This is a genomic window from Microbulbifer hainanensis (assembly GCF_014904735.1).
In the GTDB taxonomy this organism is placed as follows: Bacteria; Pseudomonadota; Gammaproteobacteria; order Pseudomonadales; family Cellvibrionaceae; genus Microbulbifer; species Microbulbifer hainanensis.
Genome location: NZ_JACZCR010000021.1, coordinates 87,534 through 111,934, shown reverse-complemented (window position 1 = coordinate 111,934; position 24,401 = coordinate 87,534). Strand labels below are relative to the sequence as shown.

The following is a 24,401-nucleotide window of genomic DNA, read 5'->3' as shown; positions in this document are numbered from 1 at the left end:
GCGGCGGGGGGCCCCGCCCCCCGGTTTTAGTTGTTATTCGCGTATTCGAGACTGCCGGCTTCTGCCTGCGCTGCCGCTCGCGGCGTTTCTTTGTGCACATCTTTTTTCACGCCGATGCGGAACAGCCAGGCGATGGCCGGTACCAGGATCAGTGCACCGAGCATGTTCCACACGAACATGAAGGTGAGCAGCAGGCCCATATCCGCCTGGAACTTGATCGGCGAGAACACCCAGGTGGCCACACCGAGCGCCAGAGTGATGCCGGTAAAGGCCACCGCCTTGCCGGTCTGGTGCAGGGTGTAACGGTAGGCGGCGCGCAGAGAATGATCCTGGGCCAGGGCTTCGCGCACCTTGGTGAAGATATAGATTCCGTAGTCGACACCAATACCGACACCCAGCGCGATCACCGGCAGGGTCGCCACCTTCACACCGATACCCATCATGGCCATCAGCGCCTGGCCGAGAATCGAGGTCAGCATCAGCGGCAGCACCACACTCAGCACGATGCGGATGGAGCGGAAGGTCAGCAGGCACAATGCGATCACCACCGAGTAGACCCAGATCAGCATTTCGACCTGCGCCTTTTCGATCACGATATTGGTGGCCGCCTCGATACCGGCGTTGCCCGCCGCCATCAGGAATTCCACCGAGTCCGGCGCGTACTGCTGGTTGAATGCGCGCACGGCAGCCACTACCCGCTCGAGGGTCTCGGCCTTGTGATCATTGAGGAATACCAGCACCGGCGCCATGCTGCAGTCGGCATTGATCAGTCCCGCTGGTGCCTTGCTGACCGAGGCGTTGGTGACAAACTGGTTGCGGTTCAGGCCGTACCACTTCAGCGAGCCCTCGTTCATGCCGAAGTTGCCGAACTTGGAGACGTCGGCGACGGAACTTACCTTCTGCACGCCGGGTACGTTATTCAGGTGCGCGGCCAGCTCGTCCATCCACACCAGGTTGCCGTAGGCGATGCACTGTTCCGGCTCGGTCTTCGCCATCACCACAAACACGTCGGTGCTGGTGCTGTAGTTGTCCACCAGGTAGGCGTTGTCCTTGTTGTAGCGGGAATCCGGGCGCAGTTCCGGCGCGCCCGCATCCAGGTCACCGATTTTCATAAACTGCGAGAAGTAGGCACCGCCGGCGAACAGCACTACGGCGATGACCAGTACCAGCTTGGCGCGGCCCGGGTTGGCGAAGCCGGCGAACAGCCGTTCTACTAAGGGCACTTTTTTCTCGTTTTCGCGCGCGTAGTGCACGCCGCGTTCGGACACGCCGACATAACTGGCGATAATCGGCAGCGCCACCAGATTGGTAAAAATAATGACGGCCACCCCGATGCTGGCGGCGATGGCCAGCTCGCGGATCACGCCGATGTCGATCACCATCAGCGTGGTGAAGCCGATGGCGTCGCTGACCAGCGCGGTGATGCCGGCGACGTACAGCGAGCGGAAGGCCAGCCGCGCCGCCTGCAGGCGATCGGCGCCCTGCACCACGTTGTGGATGGTGGCGCTGATAATCTGCACCCCGTGGCTGACGCCGATGGCGAACACCAGGAAGGGCACCAGCATCGAATAGGGGTTGATGCCGTAACCGAGTAGATTCAGCACGCCGAGCTGGGCGAAGACCGCAAAGATCGAGCAGGCCAGCACCGCCATCGTGCTGCGCAGGCAGCGCGAGTAGAGCCACAGCAGCACGAAGGTGGTGAGCACGGCGAGGGCGAAGAAGGCCACCACCTGCACGGCGCCGTCGATCAGGTCGCCGATCACCTTGGCGAAGCCGACGATACGGATATTGATCTTGTCGCTGCTGTATTTAGCGCGGACGTTTTTCTCCAGGTAATCGGACAGCTCGTGGTAATCGAGTGGCTGCCCGCTTTCTGGGTTGACGTCCTGCAACGGCGCGAGGATTACGGCAGACTTGAAGTTGTTGCCGACCAGCACCCCCACTTGACCCGACTTGAACACGTTTTCCTTCAGGCGTTCGATCATTGCCGCGGAGCCGTCGTAGCCGTTCGGGATCACCGCACCGCCGACGAAGCCCTCTTCGGTTACTTCCTGCCAGCGCACGTTCGGTGTCCACAGCGACTTGAGACCGTCGCGGCTGATACCGGGAATATAGAAGACCTCGTCGGTGACGTCTTTCAGGACTTTCTGGAAATCGGCGTTGAAGATATCGCCGTCCTTGCTCTCCACCACGATGCGCACCACGTTGCCGAGGTCCGCCAGTTCCTTGCGGTAGTCCATGTAGTTGTTGATGAATTCCTGGTTGCCCGGAATCATCTTGGTAAAGCTGGCTTCCGGGCGCACCTGCAGCCCCTGGTAGGTCAGGAACGACAGCAGCGTGAACAGTACCGCGAGCACCGCGACGCGGTGACCGAATACCAGGCGCTCGAAAAACTGCTCGATTTTGCTCGGCGCCGGAGAGTTTGTTGATACTTGTTTCATATCCGCGAATACCTCACTTGAACTTCCAGCTGGTGACACCGAACTGGCCGGCGAGGATCAGTTTGTCACCCTGCGCTTGCACCGCAGCAAAGGCGGCACCGGACGGGTGTTTGCGCACCGTGAGCGCATCGGGATTGGCGATCGGGAAGGACGCTACCAGGCCGCCGTGGCCGACCAGGATCACTTCGCCGTTATCGGTCAGGGTGCCGCCCAGCAGGCTGGCGCCGGCGTCTATATGGCGGTGCTGCCAGCTGGCCCCGGCATCGCGGGAAATTAGCAAATTGCCCTGCAGACCGAAGGCGACCACATTGCCGCTGCTTGCCTGGGTGGCTACGCCAAAAAGGCTGCCGCCGTAGGGCAGGTCCAGGCGCACCCAGGTAGTGCCGCCATCGCGGGATACGAAACCGCTACCGCTCTCGCCGACGATATACAGGCTGCCGTCGCCGCCGTTGGTGATGGCGTTCAGGTGCAGGCGGTCGGGGTTGTCCAGCTTGTCGCTCAGCAGCTGCCAGGTTTCGCCGCCATTGGTACTCTTCAGCAGGGTGCCGTAGGCACCGACCGCAAACAGGCTGTCGCCGCTACTGGTAATATCCAGCAGGGGTTTGTTGGGGCCGTTCTCGAGCTCGTTGCGGGCGTCCTCGAGGTTGAAGCCCACATCCTCCAACTGCATTTGCAGGTCGTCGATATCGGCATCGGCGGGGGGGTTGTTCACTGCCTGCTGCAACTGGTCGCGCTTGTGCTCCAGTGCGGTAATCTGCATCCGCGTCAGGTCGTAGCCGTCGAAGATTTTCTGCCAGTCGCCACCGGGGGCGCGGCGCAGTATCGCGGCGTCGTGACCGACCGCAAATGCGCGGCCATCGGGCAGTGCGGCGAGACCGGTCAGCGCAACGCTGACCGGCGAATCGAACTGCTGCCACTGGCCGGAGTCCTGCCAGCTCAGCAATATGCCGCGCTCACCGGACACCAGGAAGCTGTCGCCCTGCGGGTACAGGGCCATCATCACGCTGGAACTGGCGCGTGCGCTCTGTATCGCGGGCGTCTCCAGCAGTTCAGCCTTGGCGGCCGCAAGCCCCGGCACTGCGGCTAACAGGACGGGAAGAAGGGTTCGGACAACTCTCATACGCTCGTCTACATCTGATTATTATTTGGGCCTGTTGACCCTAGTTCACCAGATTATCTGGCAGCGGTATGGAGACCGATATGTCAGACGCGCCAAATCATTGTCCGAACCCGTAACTCTTGGACTTACCCGCTCACAGCCTGCATCCCCTCCCCGCCCCAGTTTTAGCGCGTGTGCCCGCCTGAATTGCTGTCTGCAGTGCGACAACAGCGTCAGGCGCGGAAGGACAATAGGTTGGCGCATCGCGCCTATTCGGCGACGGCTACGGCGCTGAACTCCCGTGGTAAGTTTTTTGCCCCGATGAATGGGAGAAGAGCCAATGACTACAAAAATAAATTTACCCAGTTATAAAAAGACGCTGCTCGCCGTGCTGATCGGCGGCGCACTGTCCCAGGCCCACGCGGCCGATTTCTATTTCGGTGAGAACGAAGACATCTCACTGCGTATTACCTCGCAGCTCGACGCCGGCGCCAGCTGGCGCATGAGCGAAGCGGACCCGCGCTTTATCGGCAGCTCGAACGGTGGTGCCGGTGCGACCACCACCACTGACGATGGCGATCTGAACTTCGCCAAGGGCGAGACCTTCTCGAAAATCGTCAAGGGTGTGCACGATATCGAACTGTCCAAGGACAACTTCGGCGTGTTCATGCGGGTGAAATACTGGTACGACAAGGAGCTGAATGACGAGGGCCGCGCACACGGCAACAGCGGCAATGGCTATATGGCCGGCGCACCCCTGTCCGACGAGGGCTTTTCCGACTACGCCAAGTTTTCCGGCGCCGCACTGCTGGACGCCTACACCTATGTCGACTTCGATATCAACGAAGCGCCGGTTAGCCTGCGCGTCGGTCGCCAGGTATTGAGCTGGGGCGAAAGCACCTTTATCCAGGGCGGCATCAACGGCATCAACCCGGTGGATGCCAGCGCCTTCCGCCGCCCCGGCGCAGAGCTGAAAGAGGGCCTGCTGCCGGTGGGCATGGCCTATGCCAACGTGGGCGTGACCCCGGACCTGAGCATCGAGGGCTTCTACCAGTACGAGTGGGAAAAAACCCAGATCGATGGCTGCGGCACCTACTTCTCCGCCGCTGACTTCGCCGCGGACGGCTGTAATGCGATCACCGTTGGGCCCTATCCGGATGCTGTGGCCATGCAGGCGGGCCTCTACGCCGAGCGCCACGATGACATGGAGCCGAAAGACGGCGGCCAGTACGGTTTCGCCGCGCGCTACTATGCGGCAGCGCTGAACGATACTGAATTCGGTGTCTACTTCACCAACCTGCATTCGCGCCTGCCGTTTATCAACGCGATTCGCAGCGGTGTTCCCGCCACCGGTGCCACCGATGCGAACGGTAACCCGCTGGTGTTCGTGCCCTCTGCACAGGATCCGACCGGCGGCGCCCTGGCGGCGCTGAACCCGGCCTACACCATCGCCTTCCCGGAAGACCTGAAGACCTACGGCCTCAGCTTCGCCACCAATGTCGGCGGCCTGGCGCTGTCCGGTGAGGTTTCCTACAAGCCAGATACCCCGGTGCAGATCAACGGCCCGGAAATTCTCAATGCGGCCCTGTCCGAGAGCCCGCTTTTCGCTTTCACCAGTCGCCTGCAGGACGTCGGCTATGGCGAGATGGCCCAGGGTTACGACACCTTCGACATGACCCAGATCCAGGTCACTGCGGTGCAGTTCTACGAGCGCGTACTCGGCGCCTCGCGCCTGACCCTGATCGGCGAGGCCGGTGTGTCGATGCTCGACGGCGTGGAGGATTCCGACCAGCGCTACGGCCGCAACTCCGTGTTTGGCCTGGGTGATTTCGACTTGGGCAATGGTATCAACTGCACCAACCTGGCCGCGGCGGGGCAGATCGGCGGCGACTGTAGCGCCGACGGCTATGTCACCGACCTGGCCTGGGGCTATCGCGCGCGCGCGTCGCTGGAATACAGCAACGTCATTGGCGGCGTGAGCCTGATCCCGACCCTGGCCTGGTCCCACGACGTTTCCGGTTACTCCGCCGAGCCCGGCCAGCAGTTCAACGAGGGCGCCAAGTCACTCGGTTTCTCGCTGCAGGCCATCTACCAGCAGAAGTACACCGCCACCCTGGGTTACACCGCCTTCAACGGCGGCAGCCACAACATTCTGGAAGACAAAGACTTCCTGTCTTTGAGCTTCGGCATCTCCTACTAAGACGAGGTAGAGCACATGAACAAGACAATGACCACTGCCGCCGCCCTGCTGCTGTCACTGACGGCCGGCACCGCGTTCGCCAAAGTATCCGAAGTGGAAGCCGCCAAACTCGGCGACACCCTGACCCCGCTCGGCGCCGTCAAGGCCGGCAATGCCGACGGCACCATTCCTGCCTGGACCGGCGGCCTGATCAGCGGTGCCGAGGCGCCGAGCAAGGACAGCGGTCGCCCGGCCAACCCCTTCCCGGACGACAAGCCGGAGTTCGAGATCACCAATGCAAACCTGGCCCAGTACAGGGACAAACTGAGCCCCGGCCAGATCGCGATGTTCACGAAATATGCGGACTACCGCATGCCGGTGTACCAGACGCGCCGCACCGCCGCCTATCCGGAAAAGCTCTACGGTGTGGTCAAGAAAAACGCCACCAACGCCGAGCTGGTACAGAACGGCAACGGCCTGAAGGACTTCGATACGGTTATTCCCTTCCCGATGCCGCAGAGTGCCGAGGAAGTGATCTGGAACCACATCACCCGCTACCGCGGCGGTTCTGCCGAGCGCCACATGACCACCATTCCGGTGCAGGCCGACGGTTCTTTCGTGCCGGTGAAAATGATCGACGAGCTGGTGTGGCCGGAATTCCTGAAGGGCGGACGCGACGCCAAGGCCGACGACAACGTACTGTTCTACTACCTGCAGCAGATCACCGCGCCGGCACGCCTGACCGGTACCGCACTGCTGGTGCACGAGACCATGGACCAGGTGAAGGAGGCCCGTCGCGCCTGGGTGTACAACGCCGGCCAGCGCCGCGTGCGCCGCGCGCCCAACGTGGCCTACGACGGTCCGGCCACCGGTGTGGACGGCCTGCGCACCGCGGACAACCTCGACATGTACAACGGTGCTCCGGACAAGTACGACTGGAAACTGATCGGCAAGAAGGAAATGTACATTCCGTACAACAACTACGAGCTGATGAACCCGTCGCTGAAGTACGACGATCTGGTACAGGCCGGCCACCTCAATCCCGACCACCTGCGCTACGAACTGCACCGCGTATGGGTCGTGGAAGGGACCCTGAAAGAAGGCGAGCGCCATATCTACGCCAAACGCACCATGTACATCGACGAGGACTCCTGGGGCGCCTCGGTGATCGACCACTACGATGGCCGCGGCAAGCTGTGGAAAGTGGCCGAAGGCTTCAACGTGCAGTTCTACGACGTGAATACCCCGTGGATGGCCGCCGAAACCCTGAACGACCTGGATTCCGGCCGCTACCTGGTGACCGGCCTCGCCAACGAGGAACCGCAGTTCATGGAGTGGGACAAGAAAGCCAGCCGCAGTGACTTCTCCTCCGCCGCGCTGCGCCGGATTGGCCGCTAACGATTGCCAATTCTTGCATCTACCCTTGTAGCCGGTAACACTGGCTGCAAGGACGTTCGCAAGCGTGATTTTGACAGGCCGGCGTTGCCGGCCTTTTTTATTCGGAACTGCCCATGAATACCCAGACACTGACCGCACGTGAAACCGATACTTCGTCGATAAAAGCGCAACTGCAGCAACTGCTCGACCAGCAGCGGCAGGCGTACCTGAGCGACCCGGTTGCCGACTACACCCAGCGTATCCAGGATCTCAAGGCCCTGTCGCGGATGTTGCACGAGCATCAGGATGCCCTGGTGCAGGCCATCAGTGAGGACTACGGCAACCGCTCGCGTATCGAGAGCCTGTTCTGTGAAATCTATGTGGCTCTTGATGGCATCAAGGACACCATCAAGAACCTGAAAAAGTGGATGAAGCCACAGCGTCGCCACACGGCGCTGACTTCCTACCCCACTTCCCGCAACCGCGTGATTCCGCAGCCGCTGGGCGTGGTGGGCGTGATAGTGCCGTGGAACTTCCCGGTGAACCTGACCTTTGCGCCGCTCACCAGCATCTTTGCCGCCGGCAACCGCGCCATCGTCAAGATGTCGTACAACTCCCGTGCCCTGGCGGCGCTGCTGAAGCGCATCAGTAAAGATTACTTCCCGGCGGAGAAACTCACCTTTGTCGCCGATGACGACGGCAGCATCGGGCCGGTCTTCTCGACGATGAAATTCGACCACCTGCTGTTCACCGGTTCGTCCGCCACCGGGCGCGCGGTCATGCGTTCCGCGGCGGAAAACCTCACCCCGGTAACCCTGGAACTGGGCGGCAAGTCGCCGGCCATCGTCGCGCCGGACTTCTCCCTCGACACCGCCGCCGAGCGCATCATGTTCTGGAAGCTGCTGAATGCCGGACAGATCTGCACCACCGTCGACTATCTGTTCCTGCCGGAAGGCAGCACGGATGAATTTGTGGAAAAAGCCAAACAGCTGGTGCAGAAGCGCTACCCGGACCTGCAGAGCGAAGACTATACGTCGGTGATCGACGAAGCCTCCTACCGCCGCCTGTGGGCGACCCTAGATGACGCGCGCGAAAAAGGCGCGACCGTGATCGATCTCTCCGGCGGCCAAGGCCTGCGCGATGACAGACTGCGCAAGTTCCCGCCGCACCTGCTGCTGAATGTCACCGATGAGATGGAAGTCATGCAGCGGGAAATCTTCGGCCCGCTGCTGCCGATCAAGACCTACCGCAACCGCGAGGAAGTGGTGAACTATGTGAACGCCCACGCGCGTCCGCTGGCGATCTACCCCTTCACCGATGACAAGGCGCTGACCAATTACTATGTGGAGCGGATGATCTCCGGTGGCGTCACCGTGAACAACTGCATCCTGCACGTGGCGCAACACGACATCCCGTTTGGCGGTGTCGGCGACAGCGGTATGGGTCACTATCACGGCTACGAAGGCTTTATTACCTTCTCCAAACTGCGTCCGGTGTTCTATCAAGGACCACTTGATCCGCTGAAATTGCTGATGCCGCCCTACGGCAAGACGGCGAAAAAAATCCTCGACGTGATGATCAGGATGACCAAGTAAATACGGATTTTTTGGCAGACCAAAAAGGCCACCCTCGGGGTGGCTTTTTTTATGTTCCAAATTCCGCAAATTATTGGGATCGACAGCGCAAGGTGACACAGGAAACGTGAAGCTGACGTCAGGCCCCGTGTCGCGAAAATGGCTGCGGCTAGACTTACAGAGATTTTCGTCCGCAAAGCAGGCACAACACCGGACATGGAGGTTCAGGCGTGTTCGCAAAAAAATCGGCCTTTGGCGCACTACATAACAGCATTTCACAATTTATTCTTGGCTGCGCACTGCTGGCTGCGGCGGCGACTGCCAACGCCACAGAAGGCGGCATCGGCTATTACGTGCCGGGTACCACCGCCACACTGATCGACCGGGCACCGCTGCAAACCGGTTGGGTGGTGGAGCCCATGTACCTGCATTACAGCGGTGATTTCGGTGCAAATGTGAATGTGCCGATTGCCGGTGTCGTGGCGGCGGGAATAGACGTGGATCTCGACGCCGTGACCGCTGGCGCCCTGTACACATTCGACAAACCGGTGCTCGGTGCCAAGTACACGGCGGGTGCCTACCTGTCCTGGGTCGATGTCAAAGTGACCGGCAGCATCGAAACTGCTTTTGGTAATTTCGGTCGGCGTAGCCATGAATCCGGGCTCGGCGACACCACGCTGATTCCCGCGATGCTGGGCTGGCAAAAAGACAATTGGCAATACAACGCCCTGCTGACCATCCACGCGCCAACCGGTGATTACAAAACGGGCCGCCTCGCCAATCCCGGGCTCAATTACTGGGCGGTAGATCCCTCTTTCGGCGTTGCCTACAGCAATCAGGCGTCAGGCTTTAATGCGACGCTCTTTGCCGGATTGACCTACAACTGGGAGAACCCGGATACCGACTACCAGAGCGGCACCCTGCTGCACCTGGACGGCAGTGTGCAACAGATGGTGAAAGTGGGCAGTGGATTTCTCACCCTGGGCCTCAACGCTTTTTATTTGAATCAGGTCAGTGACGATGAACACCCCGGCCGAATCGTGGGGGAATTCCGTCAGCGCTCATCGGGTATCGGCCCCGTAATCGGCTATGTGCTGCCAAAAGGTCGCTGCAACCTGCTGCTGGAATTCAGATGGCTGCCGCAACTGGATACCAAGAACACCACCGAGGGCGATTACTACTGGCTTAAGCTGGTCTACCAGTTCTAAACCCGGCATCGCTTTCGCTAAAGCCTTTCTTAGGCGCTGATTTTCAAGGCCCCGCCCTTGTAAGGGCATGGCGATAATTCCTCTGTGTGACCAAGCTCACGCTCGAACACCTTCCCGGAATTCAAGTGCCCGCACATCACTGGCCAGATTACTGCAACCCGGTTCTGCTTTGCGCTATAGACGACGACGTGCGAGACTCAGATTTCCTTGCGTATTGCAGCGAGATAAGGGGAATTATTGCAGTCCCGAGTCGCCAATCCTTCCAGTGCACACCCCTCCCAGGGCGCGCGAAGCAACGACAGAGAAAAGCAATGAAAATAATATCCCTGATTACCTGTATGCCGCTGCTGTTAGCGGCGTTATACAGCAACGCCAACCCACCGGATACCAAGGACGTCGGCCCGATCATCGATATGCACCTGCATGCCGGTCCCGGCAAGGTAAACTCCAGCCTCTATCGACCCGAGCCGGGTGAGTCTGCCGACGACGCCAGCTTGCGCTGGTTTCAATCCGAACTGGATCGACACAATGTACAGCTCGGTCTGGTGGGTGGACCGGCAAGTGACGCACTGCGTTTCCAGCAGGCGGCCCCCGAGCGCCTGTGGGCAGGCATCATATTCCCGTGTGTTAGCGGGCGGGAACCCAATGGTTGGAAGTGTTTTTCCTCGGGTAAAGACTTGCCGGATCTGGCCTGGCTGCGTAGTGAAGTGGAAGCTGGCCGTGTCAGGTTTCTGGGCGAGTTGATGAACGTCTATGCAGGAATACCACCCCTGGCTCCGAAGATGATGCCCTACTATGCGCTTGCTGCGGAATACGATATTCCTGTCGCCGTACACGCGGATAAAGGGCCTCCCCCGAATAGTCCGGTGCGGCTCGGGGGTTGCTGCCCTAACTTCAACGGCGATTACGGCAACCCCGCGCTGTATCGTCCCCTGCTGGAAAAGTACCCAAACCTGCGTCTATTGCTCATGCATACGATCCGCGATGATTTTGTCACCGCGGCAATCAAGCTGATGGATGACTACCCCAATGTGTATATGGATACATCTCCGATGTCCAAGGTGCCTCGCGAGTGGGTTCATGCATCTCTGAAACGAATGACAGACGCCGGCCATGGCGACCGCATTGTATTCGGCTCAGATTATTGGGGCTCAATTGGTACCGCTATTGAAGTTATTGAGGCCGCGAGTTTCCTGACGGATGAACAGAAACGCAGTATCTACTTCGACAATGCAGCGCACTTCCTGCGACTGGAGTCAGAAAAAGTATCCCTGACCGGCGTGGTTACTGACGAAAGCTAAAAAGCAAATCCGGTGAAGATCAGAATGCTGAAGTAAGTTCAGAATGCGAAAACTAACGCGCGAATAAAAGATCACCCTGCTGGGTAGTCTTTTTATTCGACGCGTGATTTGACCCGGCAACGCAAGGCGACAATTTCTGGCTCGCGCTCCATTATCAGTTTTGAGTGCTTCGCCCCAGTCTCATGACCACAGACGAATCCCGATTAACCCGTAGCCCAGCAGGTAGATACTGACGGCCAGATTCAAAAAAACCATCGCCGTTGCGTGCCACCTCCCAAAGCCTCGCGTCACGCTGGCGCGACACTGTTTCCACACCCACAGCCCCCACAGCGCGCCCAGTGCAAAGAGGATTGGACCCAGGAAAACCAGCAGTGAAGGCAGGGTAACGGACGCTGCCGCCGCATATGGCTGCGCTTCGGCGCTTATCAGCCTGACTCCGACGGCTGCCATCCCGATTCCCGCCAGGGCCAGCAGCGGCACAGTGCGAAGCCTGATATCGGTACTGGAGAGGTTTCGCCGGAACAGGTGGCGGGGCAGCCAGATCAGCAGGTAGAGACAGGCAACCACGACCGCAATCAACCAGGCAATGAGCAGCACCAGTGGCGTCAGCGCTTGAATAGTGCCGGTCTTCTTCAGTGTCATCGGACCGTATTGCAGGACCGGCCCGGCGAGCGGATCGTCAGTAGCCACCATGGCTGTCTGCCCCGTCTCCGGTTGTATGAACCTCCCCTCTTCCGAGACCCGCAGCGATCGCGGCTTACCCCCGAAGAGCGGCGCCAACTTCAGGCTATCCTCGGTTGCGGTGATCTTCCACGGCATCAGGCTCGCGGCTATGCGCAGCCTGTTGGCGACAGGACTGATTAAACGATAGTAGCCCGCGATAGCGGGATCCGGCGTGGCCGCGGGTTCGGTGGCTGTCTCAGTCCCGCCCAGCTTCGCGGCGGTGTATTCTGCCAGCAGCCGGTGAATCTGGCTCGCTGCGCGACCGTCGCCATTGGTCAGTACGATATCCCCCAGTGAAGCCTGTGGGCGGTATGCCACCAGTGCACTGACGCCGGGCAAAGACCCTTCGTGGCCGTAGTAGACCAGGCCATCGGTGTGGAATGAGGTAACGCCGATACCCCAACCCACGTTCAAGCCCGCTGCGGCAGCGGTGGTTCCGGACGGCTGCTCCATTTCCCGCACAAGGTTGCCGCCCAGGACGGCCCCTTCCTCAGCCTGATCCGGCCGTTGCATGAAGCGAACAAAGCGAACCATGTCGTCGAGGCTGCTGTGGAGCCCACCGGCCGCGCGGTTTGGCAGGTGCCAATAGGGCAGCGCCTGCCTGCCCCGATACAAGGAGGCCGCACGGGAGCGATATTGATCGTCAAAGTAGTAGCCGCTTTCGCTCATGCCCAAGGGGTCAAAAAACTGCTGGCGGATATAGTCCTCGAACTTTTCCCCGGTAATTTTTTCGACGATATAAGCAGCGACCAGGGGCCCTGTGTTGTTGTAGGCAGTACGCGTTCCCGGAACCCAGCGCGAATAGCGAGACTGCGGATTCAGTGCCAGCGAGTCGGCAATGCTCAACGGTGCCCCGGCATGTCCGACTAGCTCGCGGGAGTGGGGAGCATCCCAACCGGTGCTGTGGTTCAACAGGTGGATCAGCCGTAGCGGGTGCTCACTTTCCCAGGGATTGTGGAATTCCACTTCCGGAGCCAACTCGCTCAGGCGGTCATTCAGGGAGAGCTCGCCGGCCGCCACCAGTTTCATCACCGCCAGGCCGACGAACATTTTCGAGATGGAGCCGAGCCGGAAAATCGTGTCGCTCGCGACCTTCTCCTTCCGTTCAATATTTTTCAGCCCAGTGGTGTAGCGCCATACCGAACCATCCGGCTCGAAGAGCGCCACAGCCGCACCCGGCGTCCGCGTGCGCTGCAGGATGCGATCAATTTCAGTGGCTAGCTGGCTGTAGTCTGCGCTGTCGGTTGGCTTCGGCTCGAGCACCTCCGCGTGCCCGGGGAGCGGCAATAGCAGCACCGCCATCAGACTCAATTTCCGTAACATAAATCCCCTCCTTCATTGCGATGGTTGCCGCCGCGGCTGGCCCGCGACGACTGTGTTTTAATGGCGTATCAGTAACGGAGCGGAAAGCTGCGGACAAAGGAACCTTCGTGACGCGATGTGACTTTCTGCTGAGGAGCAGTGTTCACATTTGTTCACAAGCCATAACCATCTGATTTAATAAGAAAAAAACGGGTTTGCTTTTGGTGTCAGAGATTTATCGGATAGGCGATTTTTTATACGAGCCCGGGCGGGGTGTTTTGAGCCGCGATGGAGACGAGAAAAGAATTGAACCCCAGGTTAACGCCCTGCTGAAGTTGTTACTGGACCATGCCGGTGAATCCGTGAGCCGGGACACCATCAACAGCCGCATCTGGTCGGATCGCGTGGTCGGTGACGATGCGCTGCGGGCAATGGTGAGAAAGCTGCGCGAAGCACTCGGGGACAACGCGAGGAATCCGCACTACATCCGCACAGAACCCCTGAAGGGCTATGCACTGATTGCCCCGGTAAGCCCTGTGCCGGCGTCCAAATCCGATCGTGCCACACCCTTCCAACGCCGCTCGATAATCGCGCTGGCCGGTGTCAGTACCTTGGCGGTAGCCGCTGCGGTGTTTTTGATCCGCTCTCTTCCGGACGAAAAGCAGGCTGTTCATATCGAACAGCTGACGAGCATGCGCGGTTCGGAGGTGAGCCCGGACTTCAGTGCCGCCAGCCACCGGCTGCTTTTTTCGCACCGGGCCAACAAGGACGATTTCCTGCAGCTCTATGTAAAGGACCTGAACAATGGGCAGGTTCAACGCCTGACCTGGGACGCGGCGGATTACGCCAATGCCCTGTGGTCACCCGATGGCCGGCAGATCATCTATACCCGCAGCAATGGCAGCGATTTGCGGCACTTCATCGCCGGTTTCGATGCTGCCAAAGGCATAGTGGGCGAAAAGGCCCTGCTGCCAAACAATCAATCCAAACGCTACCTGCTGGCGTGGTCCATGACGGGCAAAGCCGTCTATCTCAAAGACAGCGCTCAGCCAGGCGTGCCTGCCGGTGTGTCGCGGCTCGATCTCAACTCGGGCAAATTGACCAGCATCACGGCACCCAGCGTGCTCGGCCGGGGGGACTTTTTTGCGCGCGAATCATGGAACGGCAAGATGCTGGCGGTACTGAGAGAGGTGGAACGGGGAAAAAAGGAATTGCTCATTCTGGACAGGGCGACCGGCAGTCTGCTGCGCACCAGAATCCTCAACAGGCCCGCGGACCGGTTTGCCTGGGCACAGGATGATTCCAGCCTGACACTAACGAGCTTTTTAGGCGGAATGCAGACCTTTGACCTGGACGCCGATCAACTCAAGGTCCGTGCAGTGCCCGCGCCGGGCATCAACGATATTTTTTACCAGTGCGGCAAAGACTGCCTGTATATGCGCCAGCACAATGGCAATTTTCTGGATCTACAGGAACAACCCAACCCCTTTCTCGAGCGCCCGCTGATGGCCTCGCGGAACCTGGATCTGCCCGGCAGCGAGGATCTGCCGATCTTCGGCCACGACGGAGAGGAAGTCTTTTTTGTCGAGAAACTTGAAGCGGGAATCGCGATAAAGCACAAGAGTGCCGACAGCACTGTGGCGCTTGCACAATTACCGACGGATTCCAAAATGGATTCGTTGCAGCTCAGCCCCGACGGGACGCATCTGGCCGGGCTACTAAATGGCCGGGTATTCGTTCTGGCTATCCAGCATCCCGAAATGCAATTCCTGACCGGCGGCGCTGACCCTGTGGGTTTCCCCTTCTGGTCGCCGGATGGCAACGGCCTGCTGTTTGCGAAAATGGAAAAAGGCACTCCGACCCTCTACCGCTATTCTGTCGACAGCGGTGATTCAGAGCTCGTAATGCGGAATTATATTGCGGTGGTACCCGTCGATAAGCAGCGCTCTATACGACTGGATACACAGAATAATGCCTGGCTTTTCCTGGGCGAGCAGAAGCTGCGCAAACTTATCCAGCTGCCTTCCGCCTCGCCCAACCGCTGGCAGATCCGCGGCGACTGGCTGTATTTCACCGCGCATGAGGGCAATCTCGCAGTCATGCAGCGGCTCAACCTCAAGACGGGAACCCTGGAGCGAAGGGAACTGGCGAAAAATCGCTTTCGCCTGAACTTTGACCTGCCCCCAACGGCGGAGCGGATGTTAGCCGTCAAATCCCTGTTGGCCGAGAGCAATCTGGTAAAAGTTTCGCTGCAATAAGTTTTGCCCGGGGCAGCCGCTCGCAATGATGCCCGTCCACCGCGCGCCTGCGATGAACCAGCGATTCGCCTGCGATCAAATCTGAGCAAATGCCCATGCTGCTGCGCAGTTATACCGGAGTAGGCGCTCACTTTCTTAGGCACAACTCACTCCTCTCACCGGACCAAGTGGATAAATCAGTTACTAACAAAATTCTTGGATAGTCCTGTGAATAAGTTTTGGGTATCACGCGTGAGCCGCGTGGTTACTGGGCTGCGGAATAATGTGCGAAAAAACGACCGATAACGATCGGGCAAGGTGACACTGCGGAATTCACCAGCGACTGCCGACATCGCCAATGATTTCTGTGGACATAAACGGGCTGCCGGGAGAATCACTTGCCAGGGCGCTGCCGTTACCTGTGCAAATCAGTGCAAGTTATCCAGAGAGCTGCGCAGCACTGGGGATAATTTACCGCGCACGGCGACACCGGCCTGTGCACAAAGTCAGTTGTGGATAGAAAATGCCGAATTGGCGGACGCCATAAAGCGCGCCATACCTGGCTTCGCGCTGGCGCCGCATGGAACATCCCTGACTTGTCCCCAGAGTTATCAAACTAGCTGGTTGTTAACAGGACACGGGATAAGTGTGTGAATAGTTTTCGACAGCAACAGCCGGGCTGGCGACAGGAATAATTTTTGAGGGTTGCAGACCACAGGGCATGGTCTGCAACTTTGCCAGCGCTGCCTATTGCGCTGAATGCAATCGATCAGTTGGCTGCAGTTTGCTCTTTCACGTCCACCTCGTATGGCATCTGCTCGGCATAGACATCCCAGTTATTTACCAGCGTGTCTACCACACGGCTGCCAACGCGGTAGGCGCTCTCCAGCGACAGCGCCAGTCCGGCGTAGTCCTCGCCTTCACTCAGCAGGCTCTCGGCCGCAGTCGTGCCCGGCTTGGGCACGGTGAAATTGCTGGCGGTGCGCAGCACCATCAAGCGGTCGTAGTCGGCCTTGCCGGCGCGATCGAGGTAGCGCAGGGATTGTGCGGTGCCGGTGTCTTCCATCGCCGAAGACACAAATTGGCCCTGCCCTTCGCTCCAGTAGTCCACCCACTTGTTGGCCCAGTGGTTCAACTCGGCCCCGTGCCAGAAGGTCATGCCGGCCAGATTGTCGCCCTTGAGGACAAACGGCTTGCGCTGGGCGTTGGGGTAACCGGTATAGGCCTGGCGATTTGCGGCGACGGTTTCGTCATCGCCCAGGTCGATGTCTTTGGTCAGCCGGTAGGCCCAGTCCGTCAGCGCGCCATTGATATGGAACATCTCGCCCTGGTTGGGCGGGCGCTTGTCCGGGTAGGGGCCGCTGCTGAACAGGGGGAAGATGCCGGTATCCCAGCCCTGCGGCAGTTCGCGGCTGTCGATCTCGTGCATCAGGTCGCCGTCCACCAGCCACTCGGCCCAGGCGGCGGAACCGATGGAGGCATCTTCCGGGTCAAAGCCGGAGATACCGGCGACCAGCCAGTAGGCCTTGCTGAGATCGAAGCGCGGGTCGAGGCCCAGCGCCATCACCGCCGAGGCGGACTTGTTGGTGCCCATGCCGGTCACCATGCCCAGCACGCCGGTCTCCGGATTCAGATACAGGTCGTGGTGAGACTGCGGGAACGGAAAGCGCTCGGTCAGATGCTGGCGCTCTTTCCACAGCTGAAATTCGCCGGCGGTGTCGCCCTCGTCTGCGCCGATCTCGAACATATTCACCACCACCACTTTGACCGGGATCGGCTGCGGTGCCGCGGCCTGCTTCGTAGTCGGCGCTTGCTCGCCAGTCGACGCCGGGGCGCGCTGTTCACAGCCGCCGAGCAACAGCAGCGACAGGATCGCCGTGCACGCGTACTGAGCGGGGGCAAAATTTTTCAACATCATTTTCACTTCTCGGTTCTGTTTCGTTGTGCGCGCGAACGCCGGTGGCGACGCCGCTCAGTTCGCTGCGGTTACCAGGGTGGAAAACTCGCACAGTTTGTAGTGATTGCAGGTGAAGCCGTGACTGCGCGGCACCACGTCGCCGAGTCCCGCCATACCGCGGCGCTGGAACTGCTTCTTGAAACGCTCGAGGCGCTGCTCGTAATCCTGTAGCAGTTTGGCTTTTGTATCGCGGTCGACGAAGCTGTGCTGCAGCGAATTGCGGGCCAGGGCCGTGAGTTCTTCCCAGGACAGGTTGAACTCCTTCATCGCGACAAAATATTCATCAGTCATATTGGAATCCCACATGCCGCGGTCGTCGGTGGACAGCGCCACCGGAATGTCGGTGCGCAGGTATTCCGGGAAGGGATGCTGGCTGAAGTCATCGACATAGCCCAGCAGCAGGTTACTGATCAAATTGATCTCGACCAGATACCGGCTGTTGCGCATCAGCAGCATGGTGTCCGGATCGTTGATCAGGTTGACACCGTGGCCGATGCGGGTGGCACCCAGCAACAGGGTGTCGCGCACATGCTGGTTGGGCTCGTCCACTTCGCCGGCGTGAATCGACAGCGGAATCCCCGGAATATCCCGGCGCAGTTTGCGCAAGGTCGACAGAAAGCGCAGCGGGTAGCCCTTGTCGTTGTCCTCGCGGCCGACCATATTGATGCCGACAAACAGGTCCCGGTTGCGATCGACAAAGTGGTAGATCCATTCCAGGTCTGCCTCGGCGTTGCCGATAAAGCGCAGCAGGTAGTACTGAATGCGCACCGTCACCCCGGTGGCCAGCGCGTCGGGCTCGGCCAGACGTTGGCGAAAAATATCCGCGACCTCGTCCGGATCGTAGTCACCGCCGTCCGGCTTTTTGTAGAAGCGCGTGCCCTCCATGGTCTCAAGATAGGTCACGCCCTCGCGGGCAAACGCCTGCATATTCCTGACCAGCATCTCCGCATTGATATGGGGATTGCGGCCCAGGTCGTTGAGGCGCTGCCAGTGGGTCTGGAAGAACTCCTCGCGCCCCTCGTGTTTTTTGTCCAGGCGGATGCTGTCGAGCCAGGCGGCTTTTTCCCGCGCATCCAGAGCTTCGATTTTTTTGTACTCACTTTTCTCGCAATCGGAAAGTGCTGCGTAACTCGAGCCCTGCAGATTGCGGAAATACAGCAGGTAGGGTGCCGGGCCAAAGTTGTCGCGGCCGTAGCCGGAACAATTATTGATGCGCACGCGGGTGTAGTACTGGTAGCCACCGTTTAACCGCTGGTCGGTAGCGAGGTCATACCACCATTCACTGAAATTGGAACCGGTCAGGTGATTGTGCAGATCACCACCTTTCGGCAGCGCGTACAGGAAGCGATAGAGGTCGGCATCGCCGGCCGAAGACTTGAAGGTTTCAAACCAGGCGTCGCTAGCCGTGGCGGACTGGCCGGAGAGACACAACAACAGAGAGGCCAACCAGGGAAACAGGGATTTGACGCGGATGCTCATGGGGCGGATCACTCTCGACTGTACTCGACAAAACTCGTCGGTAGAAAAGCAGGCCCCCTCGCGCGGGGGCCTTTCGGCTTAGAAGTTCTTATTGAATTCCACACCGAGTATACGCGGGTCGTTGACGAAACCGGTCAGGTTGTTGAAGTCGATCTGTCCCTTGATGTTTTCCTCGTCGGTAATATTGCGGCCGAACAGGGCCACCTCGTAATTACCGGCGAAGCTTGTGTAGCCGACGCGCAGGCCACCCTCGAACTGGTTGTCGATGGTGTATTCCTTCGCCTCATAAAGAGCCAGGTTGGTTTCACCCTGGTAGGCCCAGTCGGTGAAGAAGAAGACTTCGCCTTCGTTACCCACCGGCTGACTGTAGCGCAGGGTGAAATTGAAAATGATTTCCGGCGCGGCCTGGAAGGGATTGCCATCGATCATCGCAAGGCCATCGGCAGTCAGCGGATCGGTAACGGTGCACTGGCCGGAACCGCAGGGTGCGGTGGTGAGATCGGCATCGCGGATTTCGGTATCACTGTAACCGGCGCCGGCGGTCAACAGCAGGTTGTCGCTGGCGACCCACTCCAGGTCCACTTCGAAGCCCTGGCCCACGCCCTTGTCGGCGTTGAGCAGATGGTTGAAGTTGCCGCCGCCGCCGACGGCGGTCAGCTGGATATTGTCGATCTGGTAGTAGAACACGGAGGTGTTCAGGCGCAGCGTGTCTTCCAGTAGGTCGGCCTTGTAGCCCACCTCGAAGGAGGTGATGGTTTCCGAGTCGGCCACGGAGGGACTGCCCTCGAAGGCCACATCGCGGGCCTGGATCGACTGCGCACGGAAGCCGTCGGCCAGGCGCGTATAGACGCTGGAAAAATCGTTCAGCTGATAGTTGATGCTGGTCTCCCAGCTCAACTGGTCGTCGTCGATGTTGATGGGGTCGTAGTCCTGCACACTGGCAGCGCCGATCACCAGTGCAAAGCCGTCCACGTTCTGGTCGCCCACCACCAGGCTCTTTTCGTCGTAGGTGTAGCGCAGCCCCACAGTGGCGGTCAGCGCTTCGGTGAAGTCGTAGGAGGTCTGCCCGAACAGGGCCCAGGAGGTGTTGCCGTGGCTCACAGTAGTGGCGCCATAGAACCCATCGATACTGGTGACATCCAGGTCGGAGTCAAAATAGAAAGCACCCACCTGCCACTGCAAGGGATCGGTGGTATTGCTGGCCAGGCGGATTTCCTGGGTCAGCTGCGACACATCGGCCCGGTCCTCGGTGAGCGCATCGAAGGGGATAAAGCCGGGGCCGTCGCCGGCCACACCGCCGTCGATATCGCCCTTGCTCAGACCGTCGGCGCCCTCGTAGGCGGACAGGCTGGTAAGAATGACATCGCCCAGGTCCCATTCGAGTTTCAGCGAGGAACCGGCGCCCTGGTATTCCTGCGGGTTGTTGTCGCCCTGGTTGTAGTAGACGGAATCCCGGTCGAAGTTATCACTCAACTGTCCCTGCTTGCCCTGCTCGAGAATATTGGCGCGGAAGATACTCGCGGTGCCGTCGAGATCGCGCTGGTGCAGGTTCAGTAGTGCGGAAAAGTTGTCGGTAGGTGTCCACAGGAATTGTGCGCGCGCGGCCAGCTCGGTAAAGCCGCCCATCGCGTCCTTCTCGCCGGTGTAGCTGTTGTCGATCCAGTCGCCGCGCTCTTGGCGCAGGAAGGAAACGCGGGCCGCCAGCTTGTCGTCCACCAGGCTGCCACCCAGGGCACCCTCCACATTGACCGTACCCAGCTCACCCGCACCCACCTTGGCGTAGCCCTCGGTGTCCCAAGTGGGCTTGCGGCTATCGAACTTGACGATGCCGGCGGTGGTGTTGCGCCCGAACAGGGTGCCCTGCGGGCCGCGCACCACTTCCACCTGCTCCACATCGAAAATCGGGAAGCTCTTCAGCACCACGTTTTCCTGCACCACATCGTCGAAGATAACGGACACCGGCTGGGACGCAGCCAGGTCGAAGTCGGAGTTGCCCAGCCCGCGGATGTAAAAGCGCGGTGCCGCGCGGCCATTGGAGGATTCGGCATAAAGGTTGGGTACCCGCGCCGCCAGCGCGAGGATATCGTCACCGGCGGAGAAGATGCTGTCGAGGCGCTCGCCGGACAGGGCCGCCACGGAGATGGGCACGTCCTGTAACGTTTCCACGCGCTTCTGCGCGGTGACCGTGACTTCTTCGAGGCGCTTGCCGCCCTCATCTGCACTGACAGCTAACGAGGGCAGTGTTGCCGTGATGGCCGCAGCGATGGCCGTAGAGAGTCGATTCGGGTTAATTGCCTTGCTCATCGATAATCTTCCTTTAATGCGGAAACCGGCCGAGTCCGGACAGGCGACCGGCGGCCTTCGGTTATTTTTGCTTCGGTGAAGTCACTGCTCTGCGGGCAGTTTCTCTGTTCACGGGATTGCACTATTCATCCGCTCAACACCTGGTGACCGGGCGGCAATCGCCAATTCGATTTAATCCGCCTACTCAAGAGCAATGGACGTGCCAATCATCATTTAAATCGCAAAAAAACTGTGACACAGCTTCGAATGAGCCGTCTCATGAATGACTTTTGCTATTAACAGAGTCCGGGGATTGGGCAGGCGAGCTTGTGGCTTCAGGGGCGCGCACCAAAATGCGACGGCCACCCGCAAATGCAAATAGATGTGACCCAAAGGGGGGCGCAAGGATAGCGATGAAAAAATCGAGCGGTTTTACGGCAAGCCAGACGTTAGCGGGAATTCCCTTACCGGAACCGATAATGGTGGCGGCGCCCAGCAGACAGGTTTTAGCGCGTGGGCAGCCAGCTGGCCGAAGTAGAAAGTCATGTCGATGACCCGTCTTCCTCGCCGAGCTGGCCGGCGGCGGCACACAATCCATTGGATCCCGCTCTACCCTGCCGTCATATCTGCGGTTTCCACTAGTCTGAATACAGGTAAGAAGTAATGTAAGGGATACAGCATGAAAGGCCTCTGCACTACCAGGCTATGGGCCAGACTGCTTCTGGCAACGCTGATCGCACTCGCCAGCGCCTGTGGACCCAAGAGCGATCAGGGAGAAAATCCTGCCAGCGCTTCAGCGGAAAAGCCGGAGGCCAGCGCATCGGCGGACCAGGAGGCACCTGAGGTTGAAAGCGACGAACCGGTCGCCGGCACGCAGGAATTTAACGGCAAAATAGAGCTGGATATCCGCGACTCCACGCCGGATTGGGCGCCATTCACACCCAAGCGGGCCAAAGAGGGCGCGCCCAATATCCTGCTCATTCTCTACGACGACACCGGCCTTGGCGCCTGGTCGCCCTACGGCGGCCGCATCAATATGCCGACGCTGGACAGCATCGCCGCGGATGGCCTCACCTACACGCAGTGGCATACCACTGCACTGTGTTCACCCACGCGCTCGACCCTGCTGACCGGGCGCAACCATCACCTTAATGGCATGGCCGCCATCACCGAAACCGCCTCCGGTTTCCCCGGTTCCAGCGGCCGCTTCCCCCCGCAGGTCACCACCATCGCCGAAGTACTGCGCAACAACGGTTACAGCACCTTCTGGCTTGGCAAGGACCACAATGTGCCGGAAACCGATGTGGCGCCGGGCGCCAGCCGCAAGCAGTGGCCGACCCAGATGGGCTTCGACCGCTTCTACGGCTTTATCGGCGGCGAGACGAATCAGTGGTACCCGGACCTGGTATCCGACAATCACTTTATCGAACAGCCCTACAAGCCCGAGGACGGCTATCACCTGTCCAAGGATCTGGCCGACCAGGCCATCCAGATGCTGCGCAACCAGAATGCCACCAACCCGTCCAAGCCCTGGTTCCTATGGTTCAACCCCGGCGCCAATCACGCACCGCACCAGGTGCCGAAAGAGTGGGCCGACAAGTACAAGGGCAAGTTCGATGATGGCTACGACGCCTACCGCGTGTGGGTAACCCAGCGCATGATCGACAAGGGCATACTGCCGGAGGGCACGGTCAACACCGAGATCAATCCGCTGCCCAAGGACGTGGCCAACCCCGCCGATTATGTGCGCCCCTGGGAGTCGCTCAACGACGACGAGAAGCGTCTGTTCTCGCGCATGGCGGAAGTCTATGCCGGCTTTTCCGAATATACCGACGCGCAGATCGGTCGCATCATCGACTACCTGAAAAAGACCGGCCAGTATGAAAACACCATTATCATCTACGCGGCCGACAACGGTGCCTCCGGTGAGGGTTCGCCGAACGGCTCGGTCAACGAAAACAAGTTCTTTAACAACTATCCGGACGATCTCCAGGAAAACCTCAAATACCTCGACGTGCTGGGTGGCCCCGAAACCTACAATCACTACCCCACCGGCTGGGCGGCGGCTTTCTCCGCGCCGTTCAAGATGTTCAAGCGCTACTCGCAGTATGCCGGCGGCACCGCCGACCCGCTGATCATCTCCTGGCCGAAGGGTATCAAGGCGCGCGGCGAACTGCGCAACCAGTATCACCACTCGGTGGATATAGTGCCGACCATCCTGGAAATCGTCGGTGCCGAGATGCCGGAATTCAATCACGGCGTGAAGCAGTACCCGGTATCCGGTATTTCCATGGCTTACACCTTCGATGCCAAGCCGGATGCGCCGACCAAAAAACACGTGCAGTACTATTCGATGCTCGGTACCCGCGGTATCTGGAAAGATGGCTGGAAAGCTTCGGCGCTGCACGCACCGCTAACCGGCAAGGGTAATTTTGACAAGGATCAGTGGGAACTCTACAACCTGAAGGAAGACCGCTCGGAGTCTCATAACCTTGCCAAGGAAAACCCGGAGAAGCTGCAGGAAATGGTCGATACCTGGTTTGCCGAGGCGAAGAAAAACAACGTGCTGCCACTCGACGACCGCAGCGCGGCGGAATTGTTGACCACCGAGCGCCCTAGCGAGGAACCGCCGCGAGATACCTACAAATACTATCCGGATACCGTCTGTGTACCGGAGAGTGTCGCAGCGAATATCCGCGGGCGCTCCTACAAGATTCTGGCCAACGTCGAAATCAAGGATCCGAAAGCCTCCGGAGTGATCTTCGCCCACGGTTCGCGCTTCGGCGGCCACTCGCTGTTTTTGATGGACGGCCGACTGTATTACGTCTACAACTTCCTCGGCATCCAGCCGGAGCAGGTGTTCAAGTCAGGTACCACTCTGAAACCGGGCAAGTACACCTTCGGTGTGGAGTTTGAAAAAACCGGCTCCGGCGACAAAGGCGAGACGCTCGGCGAAACCAAGCTATATATCGACGACAAAGTGGTGGCCTCCGGCAAGATGCGCACCCAGCCGGCCAAATTTACCCTGTCCGGCGACGGCCTCTGTGTCGGCTACGACAGCGGCGATGCGGTGAGTTCGCTGTACAAGTCGCCGGGCAAATTCGAGGGCGGTGAAATTCAGGCCGTGGCGGTGACGCTCAAGGGCGAGCCCTACAAAAACCTGGAAGCCGAGGCGAAGCGGTTGATGATGCAGCAGTGACAGGCTGACTTCAGCAAAAAAAAGGCCACCCAATCGGGTGGC

Annotated in this window: 13 protein-coding genes; 7 read left to right on the top strand and 6 right to left on the bottom strand. The window is 59.6% G+C overall.

Translation table 11 applies throughout. The features are described 5' to 3' along the window. Positions 1-26: 26 nt before the first annotated feature. Complete coding sequence (locus tag IG168_RS08130) at positions 27-2,441, bottom strand: efflux RND transporter permease subunit (RefSeq protein ID WP_193163740.1); 2,415 nt, start codon at positions 2,439-2,441, stop codon at positions 27-29. A gap of 13 nt (positions 2,442-2,454) precedes the next feature. Further along, on the bottom strand, positions 2,455-3,561 hold the full coding sequence (locus tag IG168_RS08125) for a WD40/YVTN/BNR-like repeat-containing protein (protein ID WP_193163739.1): 1,107 nt from the start codon (positions 3,559-3,561) through the stop codon (positions 2,455-2,457). A 319-nt stretch (positions 3,562-3,880) separates the two neighbouring features. Here IG168_RS08125 and IG168_RS08120 point away from each other — a divergent pair, with 319 nt between their 5' ends. The 5 genes from IG168_RS08120 to IG168_RS08100 all read left to right on the top strand — a co-directional run bounded on the left by IG168_RS08120 (position 3,881) and on the right by IG168_RS08100 (position 11,179). Next, positions 3,881-5,740, top strand: coding sequence for a DUF1302 domain-containing protein (locus IG168_RS08120; RefSeq protein ID WP_193163736.1), 1,860 nt, complete (start codon positions 3,881-3,883; stop codon positions 5,738-5,740). 15 nt (positions 5,741-5,755) lie between these two features. After that, positions 5,756-7,117: a DUF1329 domain-containing protein gene (locus tag IG168_RS08115; protein ID WP_193163734.1), complete on the top strand. Its 1,362-nt coding sequence runs from the start codon at positions 5,756-5,758 to the stop codon at positions 7,115-7,117. 113 nt (positions 7,118-7,230) lie between these two features. After that, complete coding sequence (locus tag IG168_RS08110) at positions 7,231-8,691, top strand: coniferyl aldehyde dehydrogenase (protein WP_193163732.1); 1,461 nt, start codon at positions 7,231-7,233, stop codon at positions 8,689-8,691. A gap of 209 nt (positions 8,692-8,900) precedes the next feature. Further along, complete coding sequence (locus IG168_RS08105) at positions 8,901-9,878, top strand: SphA family protein (protein WP_319024675.1); 978 nt, start codon at positions 8,901-8,903, stop codon at positions 9,876-9,878. A 311-nt stretch (positions 9,879-10,189) separates the two neighbouring features. Further along, positions 10,190-11,179 carry an amidohydrolase family protein gene (locus IG168_RS08100; RefSeq protein WP_193163730.1) on the top strand — a complete coding sequence of 330 codons (990 nt, stop codon included), beginning with the start codon at positions 10,190-10,192 and terminating at the stop codon, positions 11,177-11,179. A gap of 180 nt (positions 11,180-11,359) precedes the next feature. On the opposite strand, the gene IG168_RS08095 is transcribed toward IG168_RS08100, so the two are convergent. Then, positions 11,360-13,225, bottom strand: a complete 1,866-nt coding sequence (locus IG168_RS08095; RefSeq protein WP_193163728.1) for a serine hydrolase domain-containing protein — start codon at positions 13,223-13,225, stop codon at positions 11,360-11,362. A 257-nt stretch (positions 13,226-13,482) separates the two neighbouring features. Between IG168_RS08095 and IG168_RS08090 the strand changes: the two genes are divergently transcribed. Then, a complete protein-coding gene (locus IG168_RS08090) occupies positions 13,483-15,462 on the top strand; it encodes a winged helix-turn-helix domain-containing protein (protein ID WP_193163726.1) in 1,980 nt (659 codons plus the stop codon). Positions 15,463-16,210: 748 nt separating this feature from the next. Here the strand turns inward: IG168_RS08090 and IG168_RS08085 are convergent. The 3 genes from IG168_RS08085 to IG168_RS08075 form a co-directional block, all read right to left on the bottom strand. After that, entirely contained in the window at positions 16,211-17,359 is a 1,149-nt protein-coding gene (locus tag IG168_RS08085; RefSeq protein ID WP_226876678.1) for a purine nucleoside permease, read from the bottom strand. 54 nt (positions 17,360-17,413) lie between these two features. Further along, positions 17,414-18,877 (bottom strand): adenosine deaminase family protein, encoded by a 1,464-nt coding sequence (locus IG168_RS08080; protein ID WP_193163724.1) that lies wholly within the window; start codon positions 18,875-18,877, stop codon positions 17,414-17,416. Positions 18,878-18,955: 78 nt separating this feature from the next. Further along, positions 18,956-21,181 carry a TonB-dependent receptor gene (locus IG168_RS08075; protein ID WP_193163722.1) on the bottom strand — a complete coding sequence of 742 codons (2,226 nt, stop codon included), beginning with the start codon at positions 21,179-21,181 and terminating at the stop codon, positions 18,956-18,958. A gap of 658 nt (positions 21,182-21,839) precedes the next feature. Between IG168_RS08075 and IG168_RS08070 the strand changes: the two genes are divergently transcribed. After that, positions 21,840-24,359, top strand: coding sequence for an arylsulfatase (locus IG168_RS08070; protein WP_193163720.1), 2,520 nt, complete (start codon positions 21,840-21,842; stop codon positions 24,357-24,359). Positions 24,360-24,401: the final 42 nt, after the last annotated feature.

Bases quoted from the DNA above. Each gene is read 5' to 3' on its own strand.
- IG168_RS08115 (WP_193163734.1), top strand. From the start codon at position 5,756: ATGAACAAGACAATGACCACTGCCGCCGCCCTGCTGCTGTCACTGACG.
- IG168_RS08080 (WP_193163724.1), bottom strand. From the start codon at position 18,877: ATGAGCATCCGCGTCAAATCCCTGTTTCCCTGGTTGGCCTCTCTGTTG.
- IG168_RS08130 (WP_193163740.1), bottom strand. From the start codon at position 2,441: ATGAAACAAGTATCAACAAACTCTCCGGCGCCGAGCAAAATCGAGCAG.
- IG168_RS08095 (WP_193163728.1), bottom strand. From the start codon at position 13,225: ATGTTACGGAAATTGAGTCTGATGGCGGTGCTGCTATTGCCGCTCCCC.
- IG168_RS08100 (WP_193163730.1), top strand. From the start codon at position 10,190: ATGAAAATAATATCCCTGATTACCTGTATGCCGCTGCTGTTAGCGGCG.
- IG168_RS08110 (WP_193163732.1), top strand. From the start codon at position 7,231: ATGAATACCCAGACACTGACCGCACGTGAAACCGATACTTCGTCGATA.
- IG168_RS08085 (WP_226876678.1), bottom strand. From the start codon at position 17,359: ATGATGTTGAAAAATTTTGCCCCCGCTCAGTACGCGTGCACGGCGATC.
- IG168_RS08125 (WP_193163739.1), bottom strand. From the start codon at position 3,561: ATGAGAGTTGTCCGAACCCTTCTTCCCGTCCTGTTAGCCGCAGTGCCG.
- IG168_RS08070 (WP_193163720.1), top strand. From the start codon at position 21,840: ATGAAAGGCCTCTGCACTACCAGGCTATGGGCCAGACTGCTTCTGGCA.
- IG168_RS08120 (WP_193163736.1), top strand. From the start codon at position 3,881: ATGACTACAAAAATAAATTTACCCAGTTATAAAAAGACGCTGCTCGCC.
- IG168_RS08075 (WP_193163722.1), bottom strand. From the start codon at position 21,181: ATGAGCAAGGCAATTAACCCGAATCGACTCTCTACGGCCATCGCTGCG.